Genomic DNA, 17,985 nt, shown 5'->3' with positions numbered 1-17,985 from the left:
GGCGTCAGAATGCCCGGATGCTGACCGACCACTGGCCGCTGCTGGGGCTGCGGCTGCGCACCGACCGCCTGGAACTGCGGCTGCCGTCCGACGAGGAGCTGGCCGAGCTGGGCGATGTCGCCGCCGCGGGCGTCCACGCGCCGGACGACATGCCGTTCCTGTCCGCCTGGACGGACGTGTCGCCCGCGCAGCGCGCCCGGGCCGTGGTGCAGCAGCACTGGCGCCGCCAGGGCACCTGGGCGCCGGACGACTGGGCACTGACGCTGGTGGTGTTCGCCGAGGGCCGGCCGGTGGGCGTGCAGGCGGTCGCGGCCCAGAACTTCGCCGTCACCCGCGAGGTGCACACGGGCTCCTGGCTGGGCTTCGCCCACCAGGGCCGCGGGATCGGCCGGGAGATGCGGTCGGCGGTGCTGCACCTGGCCTTCGCCGGCCTGGGGGCGCAGGAGGCGACCTCGGCCGCGTTCACCGACAACCCGGCCTCGCTGGCGGTCTCGGCCCGGCTCGGCTACCGGCCGGACGGTGTCCAGCGGGACAGCGTGCAGGGCCGGGTCCGGGTGTCGCAGCGGCTCCGGCTGAGCCGCGCGGACTGGGAGGGATCGGACCGCCCGGAGGTCGGTGTCACCGGGCTGGAGCCCTGCCTCGCGGACTTCGGGCTGGCCCCGGAGCGCTGAGGGCCGACGGACGCGGAAACGGGCAGTGGTCGAACTGACGAACGATCACCGGGATAGTCTGCCTGCCATGTTGAGCCCCGATCTCGTCGACCGGTATCTGCACCGGCTCGGCCTGCCGCGCCCCGCCGCGCCGACCTCCGCCGCACTCGCGGCCCTGCACCGCGCCCATGTGGAGCGGGTGCCGTACGAGGACCTGGAGATCCAGCTGGGCCGGCCGACGACGGTCGACCCGGTCGAGTCCGCGGAGCGGATCGTGCGCGGCCGCGGCGGCTACTGCCTGCACCTCAACGGTGCGTTCTCGGCGCTGCTGGGGGCGCTGGGCTTCGACGTCACCCGGCACGTGGGCGGCGTCCAGCGGACGGTCGACCCGGCGCCGGTCGGCGCGACCGGCAGCCACATGGCGCTCACCGTCCGCACGGAGGACGGGCCGTGGCTGGTGGACGTCGGCCTCGGCGACGGCCTGTACGAGCCGCTGCCGCTGCGGGCCGGCGAGTACCGGCAGGGTGCGCTGCGCTTCGGGCTGGCGCCGTCCGCCGCGGTGCCGGGCGGCTGGCGGCTGGAGCACGACCCTGCGGGCTCCTTCACCGGCATGGACTTCGCGCCGGAGCCGGCCCGGCCGGCCGACTTCGCCGCCGAGCACACCCGGCTCTCCACCTCGCCGGACTCCGCCTTCGTGCAGTTCCTCTGCGTGTTCCGGCGGGACGCGGAGGGCTTCGAGGCGCTGCGCGGCTGCGTGCTGGTGCGGGCCGGCGCCGAGGGCCGGGAGGTCCGCGAGGTCACCGGCGAGCAGGAGTGGTTCGGGCTGCTCACCGGCCGCTTCGGGCTGGACCTCGCCGATGTCCCGCCCGCCGGGCGCGCCGCGCTCTGGCAGCGGGTGCACGGTGTCCACCTGGCCTGGAAGGCGGCGGAGGCGGCCCGTGCGTAGCGCACCCGTCACCCCGGCCGGCGACCGGATCCGCTGGGTCGAGCTGCCGGGCACCGGCCCGGCCCGGGTCTGTGTGCACGGCCTGGGTGCCTCCTCCCCCGCGGTGTTCACCGAGGCGGCCCTGCACCCGCTGCTCGCCGGGCGCCGCACGCTCCTGGTCGACCTGCTGGGCTTCGGCCTCAGCGACCGGCCGGAGGACTTCGGGTACACGCTGGAGGAGCACGCCGACACGCTGGCCACCGCGCTACGGGCGGCCGGGGTGGCCGGCGCCGACCTGGTCGCGCACTCGATGGGCGGCGCGGTGGCGATCGTGCTGGCCGCCCGGCACCCGGAGCTGGTGGGCCGGCTGGTGCTGGTGGACGCCAATCTCGACCCGGTGCCGGCGCCCGGGCCGCCCGGCGGCGGCAACAGCGGCATCGCCTCCTTCACCGAGGAGGAGTTCCTGGCGGGGGCCTGGCGGCAGGTCCGCGACGCGGTCGGCGAGAGCTGGTGGTCGACGATGCGGCTGGCCGGCCGGGTCGCCCTGCACCGCAGCGCCGTCCACCTGCTGCGCGGCACCGAGCCCACGATGCGGGAGCTGCTGATCGGCCTGGCGCAGCCGCGGACGTTCCTGTACCCGGCGGCGGACGGCGAGCCGTTCGGCGCCGGTCGGCTGTCGGCGGCCGGGGTGCGCCTGGTGGCCGTCCCGGACTGCGGGCACACCATCATGCTCGACAATCCGGACGGCTTCGCCCGGGCGGTCGCCGCGGCGACCTGACGGCGCGGCCGGGCGGGCTGACGGGGCGTCGGCCGCGGGCCGCCCCTGGCGCCGCCGGGGCCGGGCGTGCCAGGGTCGGAGGCATGCGATACATCATCATCGGCGCCGGCTCGGTCGGCGGGACGATCGGCGGCCGGCTGCACGAGAGCGGGCACGAGGTGGTGCTGGTCGCCCGCGGCGCCCACCTGACCGCGCTGCGCAAGGAGGGCCTGCGGCTGACCACCCCGGAGGGCGGCCGCACCCTGCCCGTCCCGGCCGTCGGCGGCCCGGAGGAGCTCGACCTGCGGCCCGGGGACGTCCTGGTGCTGGCCGTGAAGACCCAGCACTCGCTCGCACTGCTGGACGCCTGGGCGGCCCGCCTGGTGGCCGGCGGCGGCACCGCGGGCGAGGTGCTGCCGTTGCTCTGCGCGCAGAACGGCGTCGAGAACGAGCGGCTCGCGCTGCGCCGCTTCCGGCACGTGTACGGGGTGTGCGTCTGGCTGCCCTCCAGCCACCTGGAGCCCGGCCGGGTGGTCGCGCAGGGCAGCCCGCTGAGCGGCGTGCTGCACGTGGGCCGGTTCCCGTCCGGCAGCGACGCCACCGCCGAGCGGATCGCCGCGGACCTGGCCGCCTCGCACTTCGGCGCCCCGGTCTCCGCGGACGTGATGCGCTGGAAGTACGCCAAGCTGCTCGGCAATCTGAACAACGCCCTGGAGGCCGTCGGCGGGCCGGTCGACGGCGAGCTGCGGCTGGCGCTGGCCCGCCGGACGGTCGCCGAGGGCGAGGCGGTGCTGACGGCCGCCGGGATCGGTTTCGCCGACTCCGAGGAGCAGCGGGCGGCCGGCCGCGACCTGGTGACCCTGGTGCCGATCGACGGGCAGACGCGGGGCGGCGGCTCGTCCTGGCAGAGCCTGGCCCGGGGCGCCGGGGACATCGAGGCGGACTACCTGAACGGGGAGATCGTGCTGCTCGGCCGGCAGCACGGTGTGCCGACCCCGCTGAACGCGGCGCTGCAGCGGCTGGCCAACGCGTTCGCGCGGGACGGCCGGGCCCCGGGCAGCCTGCCGGAGGCGGAGCTGGCGTCGCTGCTGGAGGGCTGACCGGTGGAGGCCTGACCGGGCCGCGCGGGCGCCGGCTCAGACGACGGGGTCGTCCGGCCCGTACGGGCGCAGCCGGAGCGTCCGGGCGTCGGCCTCGCGGATCTCCCCGGCGCGGGCGCAGATGGTCTCCAGGTCGTCCCGGCCGGCGTGCACGAACCTGCCGTGCAGGGCGTCGAAGCGGCCCCGGGCGGCGTCCACGGTGACGGCCACCATGTACGGGATCGAGCCCCAGTCCTTCTTGTCGGCGAACATCGGCATGGCGGCCGTCATGTCGGTCTGCACCGCGCCGGGGCTGATGTCGAGGACGACCACGTGGTGCTCGGCGAGCGAGTCGGCGATGTTGTCGGAGAGCTTGAGCAGGGCGGCCTTGGACGTGGCGTAGGCGGTGTAGCGGCCGTCGGGGCGGAGGGCGAAGCCGGAGTTCAGGTTGATCACCCGGCCGCCGCCGCGCTCGACCATGCCGGGGAGGACGCTGCGCAGCAGGTTGAACGGGCCGCGCAGGTTGGTCTCCACGACGCGCCACCACTGGTTGAAGTCGGCCTCCCAGAGCGGCACCTCGACGTGGTCGATCTCGCCCGCGTTGTTGACCAGCAGGTCGATCGGGCCGAGGTCGCGCTGTACCGTGCGCACCGCCTCCCGGACGTTGCCAGGGCGGGTCACGTCGGCGCTGACGGCGACCCCGCGGGAGCCGTGCCGGACGCACTCGCGCAGCGTCTCGGTGAGGGTGGCGTGGGTGCGTCCGACCAGGCCGACCATCATGCCCTCGGCGGCGAGTCCGATCGCGATCTCGCGGCCGAGTCCGCGGCCCGCCCCCGTGACCAGGCCGACCTGGCCGGCCAGTGATCCCGTCCCCATCCCGTGCTCCCTCCTCCTCGGCTGCACCGCATTCTGGTCCGGCCCGGGCGCCGGGCGCCGCCGCCCGGCCGGGCCGGGGGCCGGGGTCATCCGAACGGCCCAGCGCCACCGTCCGGCGCCGGGGAGTAGTACGGTCGACCAGGACACGCGCGCGGGGCCCACCGAGCTCCGGCGCCGGCCCGCTGAACAGCACCGCGCCGGGCAACCCCCGGCACCACCGTGAAGGGCAACTGAGTGAGTGACATCGCGCGCGTCGGAGTGATCGGCTGCGGCCTCATGGGGTCGGGCATCGCCGAGGTCTTCGCCCGCTCCGGTCTGGACGTCCTGGTCTCCGAGGCGACCGGCGAGGCCCTGGAGCTCGGCCGCACCCGGCTGACCAACTCGCTGGACACGGCCGTCCGGCGCGGCAAGCTGAGCGAGGAGTTGCGGGACGAGGCGCTGGCCCGGCTCTCGTTCACCGTCGACCTCGCCGACTTCGCCGACCGCGACCTGGTGGTCGAGGCGGTCGCCGAGCGCGAGGACATCAAGGTGCAGATCTTCGAGACGCTGGACCGGGTGGTGGAGCGCCGGGACGCGATCCTGGCCTCGAACACCTCGTCCATCCCGATCGTGAAGCTGGCCGCCGCGACCTCCCGCCCCGAGCAGGTCATCGGCCTGCACTTCTTCAACCCGGCGCCGGTGCAGAAGCTGGTCGAGGTCATCCCGACGCTGACCACCTCCGCGGAGACCACCACCCGGATCGAGGAGTTCGCGGTGCAGGCGCTCGGCAAGGAGCCGATCCGCGCCCGTGACCGCGCCGGTTTCGTGGTGAACGCCCTGCTGGTGCCGTACCTGCTGTCCGCGGTGCGGATGTTCGAGTCGGGTGTGGCCACCGCGGCCGACATCGACAAGGGCATGGAGGCCGGCTGCGCCCACCCGATGGGTCCGCTGCGGCTGTGCGACCTGATCGGCCTGGACACCATCGTGTCGATCGCCGACTCCATGTACGACGAGTACAAGGAGCCGCTGTACGCGGCGCCGCCGCTGCTGTCCCGGATGGTCGACGCGGGCCTGCTGGGCCGCAAGTCCGGCCGCGGCTTCTACGACTACACCGTCTCGGCCTGACGCAGAGGCGGTTGCGGCGCCCCCGGCCCGGGGACGGCCCTCCCGGGCGGGCGCCGCGCTCCCAGCACCTCCCCACCCGACGAGCAGCTCACCACAGGGGTAGTCCAGTTGAACGGGATCAGCGTCGCGCGCGAGGTCCTCGTCACCGCCCGCCGCCGGCACCTGCTGGCCGTCATCCGGGAGGAGGGTGGCCGCTGGGACTGGCGGCGGGCCGAGGCGCTGTACGACACCTCGCCGGAGCCGCACATCATCCGCCGCGACCTGCTGGAGCTGTGCCGTTCCGGGGAGCTCGTCCGGGTGGGTCTGGGCGAGTACGAGGCCGCGCCGCCGCGCCCCGCCGGCTGACCCCCGCCGACCGGCGGGAGTGCGCCACTTCCATGGCACAGCGCCGTCACAGCATGGTCACAGGCCTCGGCTTGCGGTGATCGCTCTGACACGGTGATGTCATGCGAACTCGAATGATCGTCACCACCCTCACCGCCGCTGCCGCCCTGTCCCTCGCCGCGTGCAGCAGCAGCGGCAGCACCACCGCCGAGCCGGCGAAGACCTCCGCGACCGCGGCGGCCCCGGCGTCCGGCGCCCCGACCGCGGCGGGCAGCTCGGCCCCTGCGGCGTCCACCGCCGCCACGACCGCGCCCACCAAGGCGGCCGGCACGCCGAACCCGACGGAGCTCGCCAAGGAGCTGGCCATGGTGGCCGGCCTGAAGCAGATCGACCCGAAGCTGGCGGCGGACAACCAGAAGACCGTCGCGGCCGCGCAGCAGACCTGCGCGGACATCAAGGCCGGCAAGGACGACGCGACGGTCGCGAAGAACACCATCACCTACTTCGCGGCGACCGGCGCCACGGTGAACGAGCAGCAGAGCCAGATGATCGCGGTGATCGTCAAGGCGGCGCTCTGCCCGTGACGCCGTAGCGCGCGGCGGCGGACGTGACGGGGCCCGGGAGCGGTATCCATCTCCCGGGCCCCTGGTGTGCCACCCAGTTGCTCGCACCGGCACGTTTAAGGCTGCGGATCATTCTCAGAGCCTCGTGTTCTGCCTTTGAACTACCGTGCCACGGGGAGAGGCACAGGCGGGACTTGAACCCGCATCCGGGGCTTTCCGTCCGCATCCGTTCGATCCGGTGCTCGGCGGCGAATGCTGAGACTTGAGCGAGAGTCTGAGTTTCAGGGGGCTGCCTCTGCCCTTGGGCCACCCCGGCACGGTGGTGCCGGGGGGAGGATTCGAACCTCCACTGTCACCCCGTCGTCAGCTTCACCTTCAGTGTCAGCTTCCGCACGGACCGGCTGTTGCGCCGGCCCGCACAGCCCCTCCGCTCAAAGAGGGGCGCTCATGGGTCCGGCCGCTACTGGCCGAACAGGTAGCCGAAGACGGCGTCGCCGGTGCGCCGGTCCGCGATCTCGGCGGCGTTGGCCTCCTCGCGGGCGAACTGCACGGCCTGCTGCAGCTTCTCGACCCGCTGGACGAGCTCGTTGACCCGCCGGGCGGGCAGGGCGCCGGAGAACTTGACGGTCGTCCAGTACCCGACCGGGATGTCCTCGTAGTAGACCTCGACCTGGGCCGGGTGCTTCTCGGTGGCCTCCGCCTTCACGTGGTTGCGGGGCACCTTCTTCGTCCGGATGGTGCGCACCGCCTCGGTCTTCCAGGCGTCGGTGGAGGCGTCCGGGCTCCAGGACTCGGAGGCGTCCAGCACCGGCAGCTTGCGGACGAAGGTGTAGAGGTCGGTGAGCTGCTTCTCCAGGAAGAGCAGGTGGGTGACGGGCACGTCCTTCAGCAGCGGCCGGCCGTCGACCACGACGTCCGCGCGGGCCTCGCAGTTGGCCCAGTCCTTGGTGGCGGTCACGTCGAACAGCCGGGTGAGCGAGGCGGCGGTGTCGCGCAGGATGTCCTCGGCGCGCACCTGCACGCGGGTGGACTCCGGCGGGAGCTGCTCGCCCTCCTCGTCCTTGGGCTGGTACGTGCGGGAGATCCCGGCGAGCAGGGCGGGCTTCTGCAGGCCGTGGTGGGCCGCCGTCAGCTCCTGGAACGACTTGGACTTGACGCCCTTTTCGACTGCGATGATCTGGTTGAGTTTCGCCACGGACGGGACGCTAGCAGCGTCCCGTCCGCTCTGTCGTGCGATTTACCGGCGGGCCGGGGGCGCGGTCGGGGCCCGCCCCCGGGCCGGCGAGGGTCAGCCGTTGATCTGGTAGCTGTCGCCGTAGACCTTCCACTTCAGCGGGGTGTTCAGGTCGAAGTTGCGGTCCTTGACCCAGACCTTCTGTGCGGTGTCGACCCGGCTGGTGTCGGCATGCGCCTCCTCCTGCTTCATGATCACCTTGCGGGCGTCCATGAAGGCGTTCAGGTAGGTGGCCTCGTCGCCGCCCTGGGCGGGGGTCTTGGCCTTCTTCATGGCCGCCTTGCGGATGCCGCCGAAGCTGTCGGAGCTGCTGCCGGGGCCGTGCATCACGATGGCGTCGTAGTAGACGAACTGGCCGAGCGCGCGCAGACCGTCGGCCTTGGCCTGCTGGACGGCGGGGTTGAAGTAGACCCGGTCCCGCTCGTCGTTCTGCGCCTGCTGGAAGACGCCGTCCTTGGCGGCGGTGGCCCAGTCCTTGGTGAAGGCGGTACCGAGACCGGAGTGCGAGTCGGTGCCGTTCACCTTGCGCAGCGCCGGCAGGTACTTGGCGAGGACGTTGCCGGGCTTGAGGTCGGTGTAGTGCTCGACGAGGTCCAGCATGTCGCCGGTGCCGGAACAGAAGCCGATGATGCCGGCGGTGTAGCCGCGGCCGTCGCCGATGTCCTCGATGTACTTGTACTGGGCCTTCCAGTCCAGCGAGGAGTTCTCCGCGCTGGAGACGATCTGCATGGCGATGTCCTTCTTGTGGGCGTCGTCCAGGCCGACCGAGGCGGCGGTGACCACGGACGCGCCGGCGCCGCTCGCGCCGAGCGTCGCGGTGGCGACGGTCAGCGGGACGGCGGCGAGCAGGACCGCGAGGGCGGTGCGGCCGACCCGGCGGCCGGCCCGGTGGGTGCCGGGGTTGGTGCGGGCGGTACGGGCGGTGCGGTGCTGTGCAGGCATGTGACGCTCCGTCGGCTCGAACTCGCGCGCAGGCATGGGAATGCCCGGGGCGCTCCAGTTAGGAAACTTTCCTAACAGCGATTGAAGCGGCCATGGCATTGAACCCGCAAGAGGGTCGGACCAACCTGCACACCGCCTTAAGCCCCACCTAACGTTCGCCAACTCACCCCCCGCACAAGCCTGCTGGCGATCATGGCGGCGAAGCCGCCGAACCCGCAGCCGGAAACGCCGACGGGCCCCGCCCCGGACACCAGGTCCGGGGCGGGGCCCGTCGGGCCGAAAGGCGTCAGGCGCCGCGCAGCACCGCGCCCGTGCGCGCCGCCGCGGCCGCCACCGCCGACTCGCGGGCGGCCGAGGCCTCGTCCGCGGTCAGCGTGCGGTCGACGGCCCGGAAGTGCAGGCTGTACGCCAGCGACTTCTTGCCCTCACCGGCCTGCTCGCCGGTGAAGACGTCGAACAGCCGGATCGACTCCAGCAGCTCGCCGGCGCCCTCGCGCAGCGCGGCCTCCACCTCGGCGGCCGGCACATCGGCACCCACGATCAGCGCCACGTCCTGGGTGGCCACCGGGTACGCCGACACCGCCGGGCCGTTCACCTTCCGCACGCCGTCGGCGAGCAGCAGGTCCAGGTCGAGCTCCATCGCGCTGGTGCGCTCCGGCAGGTGCATCGCCTTGACGACGCGCGGGTGCAGCTCGCCCGCGTGACCGACCACCCGGCCGTCCACCAGCAGCTCGGCGCAGCGGCCGGGGTGCCAGGGCGCGCGCTGCGCCTGCCGGACGGTCAGCTCCAGGTTGGCCGCCCGGGCGACCGTGCGGGCCGCCTCGACGGCGTCCGCCCAGCCGGACGGCACGCCCTTGCCCCACCAGCCGGACGGCCAGTGCTCGCCCGCCAGCGCGACCGCGACCCGGCGCGGCTGGTCCGGCAGCGCGGCGTCCAGCTCGGCGAGCTGCTGCTCGCTCGGCCGGTGCTCCACCGACAGCCGCGGCGCGACCTTCAGCTCGGCCTTCGGCAGGAAGACCGTGCCGGTCTCGAACAGCGCCAGGTCGGTGTTGCCGCGGCCGACGTTGCGGCGCAGCGCGCCGAGCAGGCCCGGCAGCAGCGTGGTGCGCAGCGCCGGCTCCTCGTCGTTGAGCGGGTTGACCAGCTTGACGGTGCGGCGGCGCTCGTCGTCCTTCTCCAGGCCGAGCCCGTCGAAGGCGGCGTCGCCGAGGAACGGGTAGGCGTTGATCTCGACGTAGCCGGCGCCGGCCAGGGCGGTGCCCATCCGGCGGTGGAAGCGCTGCGCCTCGCTCAGACCGCGGCCCGGCGGCACGTTGGGCATCCGGGGGGGCACGTTGTCGTAGCCCTCCAGGCGGATGACCTCCTCCGCGAGGTCGTACGGGTCGGTGAGGTCCGGGCGCCAGCTCGGCGGGGTGACCTCCAGGACGTCGGCGCCCATCACCGAGCAGCCGATCTCCTGCAGGCGGCGGGTGACGGTCTCGCGGCCGTACTCGGTGCCGGCCACCCGGTCCGGGAGGTCCGCCCCGATCGCGATGGTGCGCAGCGGGTGCGGCGCCGCGATGTCGGTGACGCCGGCCTCGGCGGTGCCGCCGGCGATCAGCACCAGCAGGTCGACGGCGCGCTGCGCGGCGGCGCGGGCGGCCTCCGGGTCGACGCCGCGCTCGAAGCGCTTGGACGCCTCGGAGGGCAGCTTGTGGCGCTTGGCGGTGCGGGCGACGCTGATCGGGTCGAAGTGCGCCGCCTCGACGACGATCTCGGTGGAGCCGACGACCTCGCCGGTCTCCGGGTCGACCACCGGGTCGAGGATCTCGGTGGTGGCGCCGCCCATGACGCCGGCCAGGCCGATCGGGCCGGAGTCGTCGCAGATCAGCAGGTCCTCGGCGGACAGCTTGCGCTTGACGCCGTCCAGCGTGGTGAGGGTCTCGCCCTCCTCCGCGCGGCGGACCAGGATCGCGCCCTGCACGCGGTTCCGGTCGTAGGCGTGCAGCGGCTGGCCGACCTCGAGCATCACGTAGTTGGTGATGTCGACGGTCAGCGAGATCGGGCGGATGCCCGACTTCTGCAGCCGGCGCTGCAGCCAGATCGGCGACTTCGCGGCCGGCTCCACGCCGGTGACGGTGCGGGCGACGAAGCGGTCGCAGCCGGCCGGGTCGGCGACCTTCACCGGGTAGCCGAAGGCGTTGGCCGGCGGCACGTCGAGCAGCGCCGGGTCGGCCAGCGGCAGGCCGTACGCGGCGGCGGCCTCACGGGCCACACCGCGCATGGACAGGCAGTAGCCGCGGTCCGGGGTGACGGCGATGTCCAGCACCTCGTCGACGAGCTGCAGCAGCTCGACCGCGTCGGTGCCGGGCTCCAGGTGCGACTCCAGCACCAGGATGCCGTTGTGGTCGTCGCCCATGCCGAGCTCGCGGGCGGAGCAGATCATGCCGGCCGAGGTGTGGCCGTAGGTCTGCCGGGCGGCGATCGGGAACGGGCCGGGCAGCACGGCGCCCGGGAGCACCACGACGACCTTGTCACCGACCTCGAAGTTGGTCGCGCCGCAGACGATCTCCTGCGGCTCGCCGGTGCCGTTGGCGTCGCCGACGTTCACGAAGCAGTGCCGGATCGGCTTCTTGAAGCCGGACAGCTCCTCGATGGAGAGCACCTCGCCGACCACCAGCGGACCCTTGAGGTCGGCGCCGAGCTGCTCGACGGTCTCGACCTCCAGGCCCGCCCGGACGAGCCGGGCCGCCACGTCGCGACCGGTCTCGCCGGTCGGCAGGTCGACGTACTCGCGCAGCCAGGAAAGCGGGACGCGCATCAGATCTCCATCCCGAACGGGAGGGTGAAGCGGACGTCACCCTCGACCATGTCGCGCATGTCGGCGACGTTGTGGCGGTTCATCAGGATTCGCTCCAGGCCGAGGCCGAAGGCGAACCCGCTGTAGCGGTTGGGGTCGACGCCGGCGGCGACCAGCACCCGGGGGTTGACGACACCGCAGCCGCCCAGCTCGATCCAGCCCTCGGAGGAGCAGGTGCGGCAGGGTCGGTCCGGGTTGCCGACGCTCTCACCGCGGCAGACGAAGCACTGCAGGTCCACCTCGGCGCTCGGCTCGGTGAACGGGAAGTACGAGGGGCGCCAGCGCAGTTCGAGGTGGCCGCCGATCAGCTTCTCGACCAGCACCTCGATGGTGCCCTTGAGGTCGGCGAAGGTGATGCCCTCGTCCACCGCGAGGCCCTCGACCTGGCGGAAGACCGGGGTGTGCGTGGCGTCCAGCTCGTCGGTGCGGTACACCCGGCCGGGGCTCACCGCGTACAGCGGCGGCTGGCGGTCGAGCATGGTGCGGATCTGCACCGGGGAGGTCTGGGTGCGCAGCACCACGCCGGAGTCGGCGGAGCCGTCCGGGGCCTGCACGAAGAAGGTGTCCTGCATGGAGCGGGCCGGGTGGTCCGGGTGCAGGTTGAGGGCGTCGAAGTTCAGCCACTCGGCCTCGACCTCGGGGCCGGAGGCGACCTCGTAGCCCATGGCCACGAAGGTGTCCTCGATGCGCTCCGCGAGGGTGGTCAGCGGGTGCCGGGCGCCGCGCGGGGAGCGGTCGTACGGCAGCGTGACGTCCACCGCCTCCTCGACCAGCACGCGGGCGTCGCGGTCCGCCTCCAGCTCGGCCTGGCGGCGGGCCAGCGCCTGGTTGACGGCGCCGCGGGCCTGGCCGATCAGCTTGCCGGCCGCCGCCTTGGCGTGCGGCGGCAGGGCACCGATCTCACGGTTGGCGAGCGCGAGCGGCGAGCGGTCGCCGGTGTGGGCGACCTTGGCCTGCTTCAGCGCGTCGAGGTCGGCGGCGGCGGCGAACGCGGCGACCGCCTCGTCCCGGGCCTGCTCCACCGCCTCGGGCTTGAGGGCCTCGACCTCTACCGGGTCGTACGACTTGTTGGGTGCCGACATCTCTATCTTTCCCGTGCTCCTGCTCGTGAAGTGGATGGCTCGCCCTTGCGCTACGCCCGGCGTGGCCAGAACACGGGCATCCCCTGGCCGGTGCCGGAAGGTGCCGGGAGGGGTGTCCGCGGCACGGCCGCGCAGGGCGTCCCACAACGCCAAAGGTCGAGTGTAGTCGCAGCACGCCGACGGCCGGCTCGCCGTCCGTGGCCGTGTGCGCGAGGAGCCCGCCAGGCGCGGACCTACAGCATGAAGTCCGGCACGCCCGCGGGCAGGATAAATCGGAACCGGGCGCCGCCCGAGGGGGCCCTGCTGATCCGGATGACGCCGCCGTGCGCCTCCACGATGCCCTTGACGATGTAGAGGCCGAGACCGGTGCCACCGCGCTTGGAGCCGCGCCAGAACCGGGTGAAGACGCGCGGCATCGACTCCTCGGGGATGCCGCTGCCTTCGTCGCTCACGGTGACCGCTGTCCCTTCCACCGTCCTCGGCGGGGTGCCCGGATGCTGCCGGCCGGCCGCCTCGACGATCTCGACGGCGGGGGCCACCTCGATGGTGACAGTCCCCTCGCCGTGCCGCACGGCATTTTCCAGCAGGTTCGCCAGCACCTGGTCGATCTTGTCGGGGTCGCCCCACTGCTGGCGCAGGCCGTCGGCGATCCGGATGTCGAAGCGCTCGGCTGGGATGCCGGCCGCCACCTTGCCGTCCACGTGGCGGCGGACGGCGGCCGCGAGGTCGACCACCTGCCGGCGGATCTCCAGCCGGCCCGCGTCGATCCGGGAGATGTCGAGCAGCTCCGCGATCAGCCGGGTGACCCGGTCGGCGTCGGCGTCGACGGTCTCCAGCATCACCCGCTTCTGCCCGTCGTTGAACCGCTCCCACTTGGCCAGCAGCGTCGCCGTGAAGCCCTTCACGCTGGTCAACGGGGAGCGCAGCTCGTGCGCGACGGTGGCGATCAGCTCGGCGTGGCTGCGCTCGGTGCGCCGCCGCGCCTCGGTGCCGCGCAGCGCCACCACCACCCGCTGGACCGGGCCGCCGGGCCGCTCCCGGACGTACCGGGCGGAGACCAGCACCTCGCAGCCGCCGGGCAGCAGCAGGTTGCGCTCGGGCTGGCCGGACCGGACGGCGAGGCCCCCGTACGGGTCGGTGATCTTCCACCAGCGGCGGCCGTCGAGGTCCTCCAGCGGCAGGACGTCCTCCAGCGGGCTGCCGAGCACGTCGCCCGGGCGGCGCCCGGTGAGCCGGCCCGCGGCCCGGTTGAAGCAGACCACCCGGCCCTCGGCGTCCGCGACGACCAGGCCGTCCGGCAGGTCGTCCGGGTCCAGCTCCGCCCCGCTGCCGACCATGGGTGTCCTCCCCTGACCCACCACCGTGCTCCCCGCCGAGGCCGACCCTAGCGCTCCTGCGGCTGTGTGCGACACCCTCCCGGCGAGCGCTGCGCACGGGCCGAGGCGTAGAGGCAGACGGCGGCGGCCGTGGCCAGGTTGAGGCTCTCGGCGTGTCCGTGGATGGGCACGCGCACCACCTCGTCGGCGAGTGCGCGGGTCTCCTCCGGCAGACCCCAGGCCTCGTTGCCGAACACCCAGGCGACCGGCGCGCCGAGGCTGCCCTCGTCGAGCTCCTGGTCCAGGTCCCGCTCGCCGGCGCCGTCCGCCGCCAGCACCCGGACACCGGCCTCGCGCAGCTTGGCGACCGCCTCTGCGATCGGCACCCCGGTGGCGAACGGCAGGTGGAAGAGGCTGCCCACCGAGGCCCGGACGGCCTTCGGGTTGTACAGGTCCACCGAGGCGTCGGTCAGCACCACGGCCTCCGCGCCGGCGGCGTCGGCCGTCCGCAGCACGGTGCCGGCGTTGCCGGGGTCGCGGACGTGGGCGAGCACGGCGACCAGCCGCGGACGCGCCTTCAGCACCTCCTCGAAGGGGGTGTCGATGAAGCGGCACAGCGCGACGATGCCCTGCGGGGTGACGGTGTCGCAGACCTCCGCGATCACCTCCTCGGTGGCGGTGAGCAGCGGCAGCCCCGCGGCGCGGGCGGCGTCCGCGATGTCGGCGTGCCGCTCCAGGGCCTGCGGGGTGAGGTAGATCTCGACCACCGCGTGCTCGGCCGAACCCGGCAGCCGCCCGTACGCCACGGCCTCCCGGACGGCCTGCGGGCCCTCCGCGAGGAAGCGGCGGTCCTTGCCGCGCTGGTTCCGCTTGGCCAGCCGGCGGGCGGCGACGACCCGCGGGGAGCGCAGGGAGGTGAGCAGGGGGGTGTCGGTGCTCTGCATGGTCTCGTTCTCTGAGGACTCTGAGGAGGCGTGGCCGGCGGGCGCCCGGCGGGGCCGAGCGGCCCGGAATGCGCATCGGGCCCGCAGGCGGTGTGTACCTGCGGGCCCGAAGAGCTCAACTACTGAGGCGTGGCCTGGATCAGGCGGCCTTGGGGGCGTTGACGTCCTCCGGCAGAGCCTTCTGGGCGACCTCGACGAGCACGGCGAACGCGGCGGCGTCGTTGACGGCCAGGTCGGCCAGCATCTTGCGGTCGATCTCGACGCCAGCGGCCTTCAGGCCCTGCACGAAGCGGTTGTAGGTCATGCCGTTGGCACGGGCCGCAGCGTTGATGCGCTGGATCCAGAGCTGACGGAAGTCGCCCTTGCGCTTCTTGCGGTCGTTGAAGTTGTAGACGAGCGAGTGGGTGACCTGCTCCTTGGCCTTGCGGTACAGGCGGGAGCGCTGGCCGCGGTAACCGCTGGCCCGCTCGAGGATGACCCGGCGCTTCTTGTGGGCGTTGACTGCCCGCTTGACGCGTGCCACTTGATTACTCCTTGGATTGGACCCCGGATGGCTCCTGGCGGTCCGTCAATCGATTGGGTCGGGAAGGATCAGCCGGTCCCGCGGGGGTGCCGCGGGTGGGCGATCACTTGCCGAGAAGCTTCTTGATCTTCTTGGCGTCGGCCGGAGCCAGCTCGACCGTACCGGCCAGCTTGCGGGTCAGCGTCGAGGGCTTGTGCTCCAGGAGGTGGCGACGGCCGGCACGCTCGCGGAGCACCTTCCCGGAGCCAGTGATCTTGAAGCGCTTGCTGGCGCCGCTGTGCGTCTTCTGCTTCGGCATGTCGCCGTATCTCCTCGTCGGTCCGCCCCGGCCCGCACAGTCGCTGTGCGGGCCGGGAGTGGATTGATCTCCTGGCCGGGGCGGGAGCCCCGGCCGCTGTGGCCGTCCGAACGGGGGCCGAGCCTTTCGGCTCAGCCCTCCTGCTCGGTGTCGGCCGGCTGCTCGACCTCGGCGGCGGGCGCGGCCTCGACGGCCTCGGGGGCCGTCTCGTGCTCGGCCTGCTCGGCTTCGACGACCTCGACGGCCTCCTCGGCGTCGTCGGCCTGCTCGGCGCTGCCGGCGGTGCGGCCCAGGCGCTCGGCCTTGCGGGCGTCCGCCAGGGCGCGCGCCTCGGCCATCGCCTCGGTCTTCTTCTTGTGCGGGCCGAGAACCATGATCATGTTACGGCCGTCCTGCTTGGCCGAGGACTCCACGAAGCCCAGGTCCTGGACGTCCTCCGCGAGGCGCTGCAGCAGTCGGAAGCCCAGCTCGGGGCGGGACTGCTCACGACCGCGGAACATGATCGTGATCTTGACCTTGTCGCCCTGCTTGAGGAACCGGACGACGTGACCCTTCTTGGTGTCATAGTCGTGCGGGTCGATCTTCGGCCGGAGCTTCATCTCCTTGATGACCGTGTGCGCCTGGTTCTTGCGCGCCTCACGGGCCTTCATGGCCGACTCGTACTTGAACTTGCCGTAGTCCATGAGCTTGCAGACGGGCGGCCGGGCGGTCGCCGCGACCTCGACCAGGTCGAGGTCGTACTCCTGCGCAAGCTCCAGCGCCTTGGCAAGCGGCACGATGCCGACCTGCTCGCCGCTGGGACCGACGAGTCGCACCTCGGGGACGCGAATCCGGTCGTTGATGCGGGGCTCGGTGCTGATGGGGCCTCCTCGGTTGCACCTTTTTCCGATGCGGCCGTCGGGCGGCGGTCGCACGTCGTGGTTTCGACCACTGGGCGGGGCTTCATTCATGCTCCGCTGCCCGAAAAGGCACCGAACGCACGAAAAAAGCCCCGCACGGTACAGGCGGGGCTCCACACAATCCGGGGCGCGCCCCTGGCGGGGCGCCACTGGCGTCGCACACCTCGCGGGGTACGTCGCGGACCGGGACCCGTCGACCCGGGGGCCGATCAGGTGGGAGACTGTCGCGGTTGCCCTCTCGGGCCTCCTGGGTGGAGCCTCCACTTGCTGGCCGGGCCTCCGTACGGATGCCTGGCCGGTCAGTCTCGAAGCATAGCAGCGTTTCGACGGCCACCGGTATTCCGGCCCCGGTCAGCGCGCCTTGTACGCTCCCTGATGAACGTCCACCGGCCAGACGGAGTGAGCCACCTTGACCAGCCAGCCCCACGAGCACGACGACGAGCAGGCCGTCGGCTTCGACGACCTCACCCGCGACATCGCGGAGGTCCCGGCCGTCGAGGTGATCACCACCGTGGCCGTCCACCTCATGAGCGCGGCGGCGGTGAAGTGCGGGCTCGCCGAGGGCGGCGAGGCCGACAAGGACCTCGACGAGGCCCGCAAGCTGATCACCGCCCTGGCCGGGCTGGTCACCGCCGGCGCCCCCGAGATCTCCAACTTCCACGCTGCACCCCTCCGGGACGGCCTGCGCTCCCTCCAGCTCGCCTTCCGCGAGGCCTCCGTCGTCCCGGACGCCCCCGGCGCCGGCCCCGGCGAGAAGTTCACCGGCCCGGTCTACTCGTAGGGCACACGAGAAGGGGCGCGTGCAGGCACCTCCCGGCCGAAGGCTGGAAGGCGCCCATGCGCCCCTTTGGTTCGCCCTACTCCCCCGCGGTGTAGAAGGGCTCGTCGGGGAGGTCGGTGCGGAGCAGCGCGAGCTGGAGGCCCCGGTCGAGGCGGACGCGGAGGGTGGCGTCGGCCGCGAGGCCCGCGACCAGGCGGTCGACGGCCTCCCGCAGGGCGTCCTCCCCGGCCCCGGCGGCGGGCACCAGCGCGAGGACGGCGTCCGCGTCGGTGTCCGGCCGGAGGTAGCCGCGGGCGACGGCCGGTTCGGCGGCCAGCAGCCCCCGCAGGGCCTCGCGGACGTCGGGGTCGGCGGCCGGCCGGACATAGCGCCGGTTCTCGGCGACGGCCCGCAGCCTGGCCCCGTTCAGCTGGTAGGTGACCGGCCCGGCCGGGTCGACCAGCAGGGTGTCGGCCCGCTCGGAGTAGGCGACCATGGCGGCCTGCGGTGCAGCGACGGGTGCGGGCCGGGCGTCCGCCCGCCAGCGGGCCATGGTCTCCAGCGAGGTGAAGGCCGGCAGGGCGCGTCGCCCGTCGGGTGCCTCGATCACCGGCACCGCCATGTCGCTGGTCTTCTCGTGCTTCAGCCCGTTGGCGTCGGTCTCGACCTCGCCGAGCAGCGCGACGATCGGCACCATCAGCCGGCTCGGGGTGAGGGCGTCGAGCAGTTCGGGCTCCTGCGAGGAGTCCTCCGCCCAGGCGGTGAGGGCCCGGGTGAGGCGGGGGTCGGCGGTGCCGTCGTCGTCGGCGAATCCGGGGTTCGGAATGTTCTTGCGCTCCACCCGTCGAGGGTATGCCACCCCTGCGTCCG

The 17,985-nt window shown here is 73.3% G+C and carries 19 protein-coding genes; 8 read left to right on the top strand and 11 right to left on the bottom strand.

The window, feature by feature from the left end; all coding sequences use genetic code 11:
- Window positions 1–17: 17 nt before the first annotated feature.
- The 4 genes from AB0P35_RS13845 to AB0P35_RS13830 all read left to right on the top strand — a co-directional run bounded on the left by AB0P35_RS13845 (window position 18) and on the right by AB0P35_RS13830 (window position 3,432).
- Entirely contained in the window at window positions 18–671 is a 654-nt protein-coding gene (locus AB0P35_RS13845) for a GNAT family protein (protein ID WP_363510248.1), read from the top strand.
- Window positions 672–738: 67 nt separating this feature from the next.
- A complete protein-coding gene (locus AB0P35_RS13840) occupies window positions 739–1,596 on the top strand; it encodes an arylamine N-acetyltransferase (RefSeq protein ID WP_363510246.1) in 858 nt (285 codons plus the stop codon).
- Window positions 1,589–2,353 carry an alpha/beta hydrolase gene (locus tag AB0P35_RS13835; RefSeq protein ID WP_363510244.1) on the top strand — a complete coding sequence of 255 codons (765 nt, stop codon included), beginning with the start codon at window positions 1,589–1,591 and terminating at the stop codon, window positions 2,351–2,353. Before AB0P35_RS13840 ends, AB0P35_RS13835 begins: the two co-directional genes overlap by 8 nt.
- Before the next feature lie 83 nt (window positions 2,354–2,436).
- Entirely contained in the window at window positions 2,437–3,432 is a 996-nt protein-coding gene (locus tag AB0P35_RS13830) for a 2-dehydropantoate 2-reductase N-terminal domain-containing protein (protein WP_363510243.1), read from the top strand.
- A gap of 36 nt (window positions 3,433–3,468) precedes the next feature.
- Here AB0P35_RS13830 and AB0P35_RS13825 read toward each other — a convergent pair whose 3' ends face one another.
- Window positions 3,469–4,287: an SDR family oxidoreductase gene (locus tag AB0P35_RS13825; protein WP_363510241.1), complete on the bottom strand. Its 819-nt coding sequence runs from the start codon at window positions 4,285–4,287 to the stop codon at window positions 3,469–3,471.
- Window positions 4,288–4,521: 234 nt separating this feature from the next.
- Between AB0P35_RS13825 and AB0P35_RS13820 the strand changes: the two genes are divergently transcribed.
- From AB0P35_RS13820 to AB0P35_RS13810, 3 genes are all read left to right on the top strand, one after another.
- On the top strand, window positions 4,522–5,391 hold the full coding sequence (locus AB0P35_RS13820) for a 3-hydroxybutyryl-CoA dehydrogenase (protein WP_095872006.1): 870 nt from the start codon (window positions 4,522–4,524) through the stop codon (window positions 5,389–5,391).
- A 108-nt stretch (window positions 5,392–5,499) separates the two neighbouring features.
- Window positions 5,500–5,736, top strand: coding sequence for a hypothetical protein (locus AB0P35_RS13815; RefSeq protein WP_363510239.1), 237 nt, complete (start codon window positions 5,500–5,502; stop codon window positions 5,734–5,736).
- A gap of 101 nt (window positions 5,737–5,837) precedes the next feature.
- Window positions 5,838–6,299 carry a hypothetical protein gene (locus AB0P35_RS13810; protein WP_144298581.1) on the top strand — a complete coding sequence of 154 codons (462 nt, stop codon included), beginning with the start codon at window positions 5,838–5,840 and terminating at the stop codon, window positions 6,297–6,299.
- A gap of 439 nt (window positions 6,300–6,738) precedes the next feature.
- Here the strand turns inward: AB0P35_RS13810 and AB0P35_RS13805 are convergent, their stop codons facing one another.
- The 9 genes from AB0P35_RS13805 to infC form a co-directional block, all read right to left on the bottom strand.
- Entirely contained in the window at window positions 6,739–7,473 is a 735-nt protein-coding gene (locus AB0P35_RS13805) for a hypothetical protein (RefSeq protein ID WP_363510237.1), read from the bottom strand.
- Between the two features lie 93 nt (window positions 7,474–7,566).
- Window positions 7,567–8,454: a chitosanase gene (locus AB0P35_RS13800; RefSeq protein ID WP_363510235.1), complete on the bottom strand. Its 888-nt coding sequence runs from the start codon at window positions 8,452–8,454 to the stop codon at window positions 7,567–7,569.
- 286 nt (window positions 8,455–8,740) lie between these two features.
- The gene (gene pheT / locus AB0P35_RS13795; protein WP_363510233.1) at window positions 8,741–11,254 is read right to left on the bottom strand and encodes a phenylalanine--tRNA ligase subunit beta; all 2,514 of its coding nucleotides are present in this window, start codon (window positions 11,252–11,254) and stop codon (window positions 8,741–8,743) included.
- Window positions 11,254–12,375 (bottom strand): phenylalanine--tRNA ligase subunit alpha, encoded by a 1,122-nt coding sequence (gene pheS / locus AB0P35_RS13790; RefSeq protein WP_095872011.1) that lies wholly within the window; start codon window positions 12,373–12,375, stop codon window positions 11,254–11,256. The genes pheT and pheS overlap by 1 nt, the downstream gene beginning before the upstream one ends.
- 233 nt (window positions 12,376–12,608) lie before the next feature.
- On the bottom strand, window positions 12,609–13,712 hold the full coding sequence (locus AB0P35_RS13785; protein WP_363510231.1) for an ATP-binding protein: 1,104 nt from the start codon (window positions 13,710–13,712) through the stop codon (window positions 12,609–12,611).
- 47 nt (window positions 13,713–13,759) lie between these two features.
- Window positions 13,760–14,635, bottom strand: a complete 876-nt coding sequence (locus AB0P35_RS13780) for an RNA methyltransferase (protein ID WP_363510229.1) — start codon at window positions 14,633–14,635, stop codon at window positions 13,760–13,762.
- A 139-nt stretch (window positions 14,636–14,774) separates the two neighbouring features.
- Window positions 14,775–15,158, bottom strand: a complete 384-nt coding sequence (gene rplT / locus AB0P35_RS13775) for a 50S ribosomal protein L20 (protein WP_030268651.1) — start codon at window positions 15,156–15,158, stop codon at window positions 14,775–14,777.
- Window positions 15,159–15,261: 103 nt separating this feature from the next.
- Window positions 15,262–15,456, bottom strand: a complete 195-nt coding sequence (gene rpmI / locus AB0P35_RS13770) for a 50S ribosomal protein L35 (protein ID WP_045302606.1) — start codon at window positions 15,454–15,456, stop codon at window positions 15,262–15,264.
- Between the two features lie 131 nt (window positions 15,457–15,587).
- Window positions 15,588–16,346 (bottom strand): translation initiation factor IF-3, encoded by a 759-nt coding sequence (gene infC / locus AB0P35_RS13765; protein WP_363510302.1) that lies wholly within the window; start codon window positions 16,344–16,346, stop codon window positions 15,588–15,590.
- A gap of 418 nt (window positions 16,347–16,764) precedes the next feature.
- Here infC and AB0P35_RS13760 point away from each other — a divergent pair, with 418 nt between their 5' ends.
- A complete protein-coding gene (locus AB0P35_RS13760; protein WP_030268655.1) occupies window positions 16,765–17,136 on the top strand; it encodes a DUF1844 domain-containing protein in 372 nt (123 codons plus the stop codon).
- Between the two features lie 76 nt (window positions 17,137–17,212).
- Here the strand turns inward: AB0P35_RS13760 and AB0P35_RS13755 are convergent, their stop codons facing one another.
- Window positions 17,213–17,956, bottom strand: a complete 744-nt coding sequence (locus AB0P35_RS13755) for an SseB family protein (RefSeq protein ID WP_363510226.1) — start codon at window positions 17,954–17,956, stop codon at window positions 17,213–17,215.
- Window positions 17,957–17,985 lie beyond the last annotated feature (29 nt).

It is taken from the genome of Kitasatospora sp. NPDC085879, from assembly GCF_040686255.1.
Lineage (GTDB): Bacteria > Actinomycetota > Actinomycetes > Streptomycetales > Streptomycetaceae > Kitasatospora.
This window is presented reverse-complemented; position numbering and strand designations above follow the sequence as displayed.

Excerpts from the sequence above, each read along its gene's own strand:
- AB0P35_RS13830 (WP_363510243.1), top strand. The coding sequence starts at position 2,437 with ATGCGATACATCATCATCGGCGCCGGCTCGGTCGGCGGGACGATCGGC.
- AB0P35_RS13780 (WP_363510229.1), bottom strand. The coding sequence starts at position 14,635 with ATGCAGAGCACCGACACCCCCCTGCTCACCTCCCTGCGCTCCCCGCGG.
- pheT (WP_363510233.1), bottom strand. The coding sequence starts at position 11,254 with ATGCGCGTCCCGCTTTCCTGGCTGCGCGAGTACGTCGACCTGCCGACC.
- rpmI (WP_045302606.1), bottom strand. The coding sequence starts at position 15,456 with ATGCCGAAGCAGAAGACGCACAGCGGCGCCAGCAAGCGCTTCAAGATC.
- pheS (WP_095872011.1), bottom strand. The coding sequence starts at position 12,375 with ATGTCGGCACCCAACAAGTCGTACGACCCGGTAGAGGTCGAGGCCCTC.
- AB0P35_RS13785 (WP_363510231.1), bottom strand. The coding sequence starts at position 13,712 with ATGGTCGGCAGCGGGGCGGAGCTGGACCCGGACGACCTGCCGGACGGC.
- AB0P35_RS13825 (WP_363510241.1), bottom strand. The coding sequence starts at position 4,287 with ATGGGGACGGGATCACTGGCCGGCCAGGTCGGCCTGGTCACGGGGGCG.
- AB0P35_RS13810 (WP_144298581.1), top strand. The coding sequence starts at position 5,838 with ATGCGAACTCGAATGATCGTCACCACCCTCACCGCCGCTGCCGCCCTG.
- AB0P35_RS13800 (WP_363510235.1), bottom strand. The coding sequence starts at position 8,454 with ATGCCTGCACAGCACCGCACCGCCCGTACCGCCCGCACCAACCCCGGC.
- AB0P35_RS13845 (WP_363510248.1), top strand. The coding sequence starts at position 18 with ATGCTGACCGACCACTGGCCGCTGCTGGGGCTGCGGCTGCGCACCGAC.
- AB0P35_RS13840 (WP_363510246.1), top strand. The coding sequence starts at position 739 with ATGTTGAGCCCCGATCTCGTCGACCGGTATCTGCACCGGCTCGGCCTG.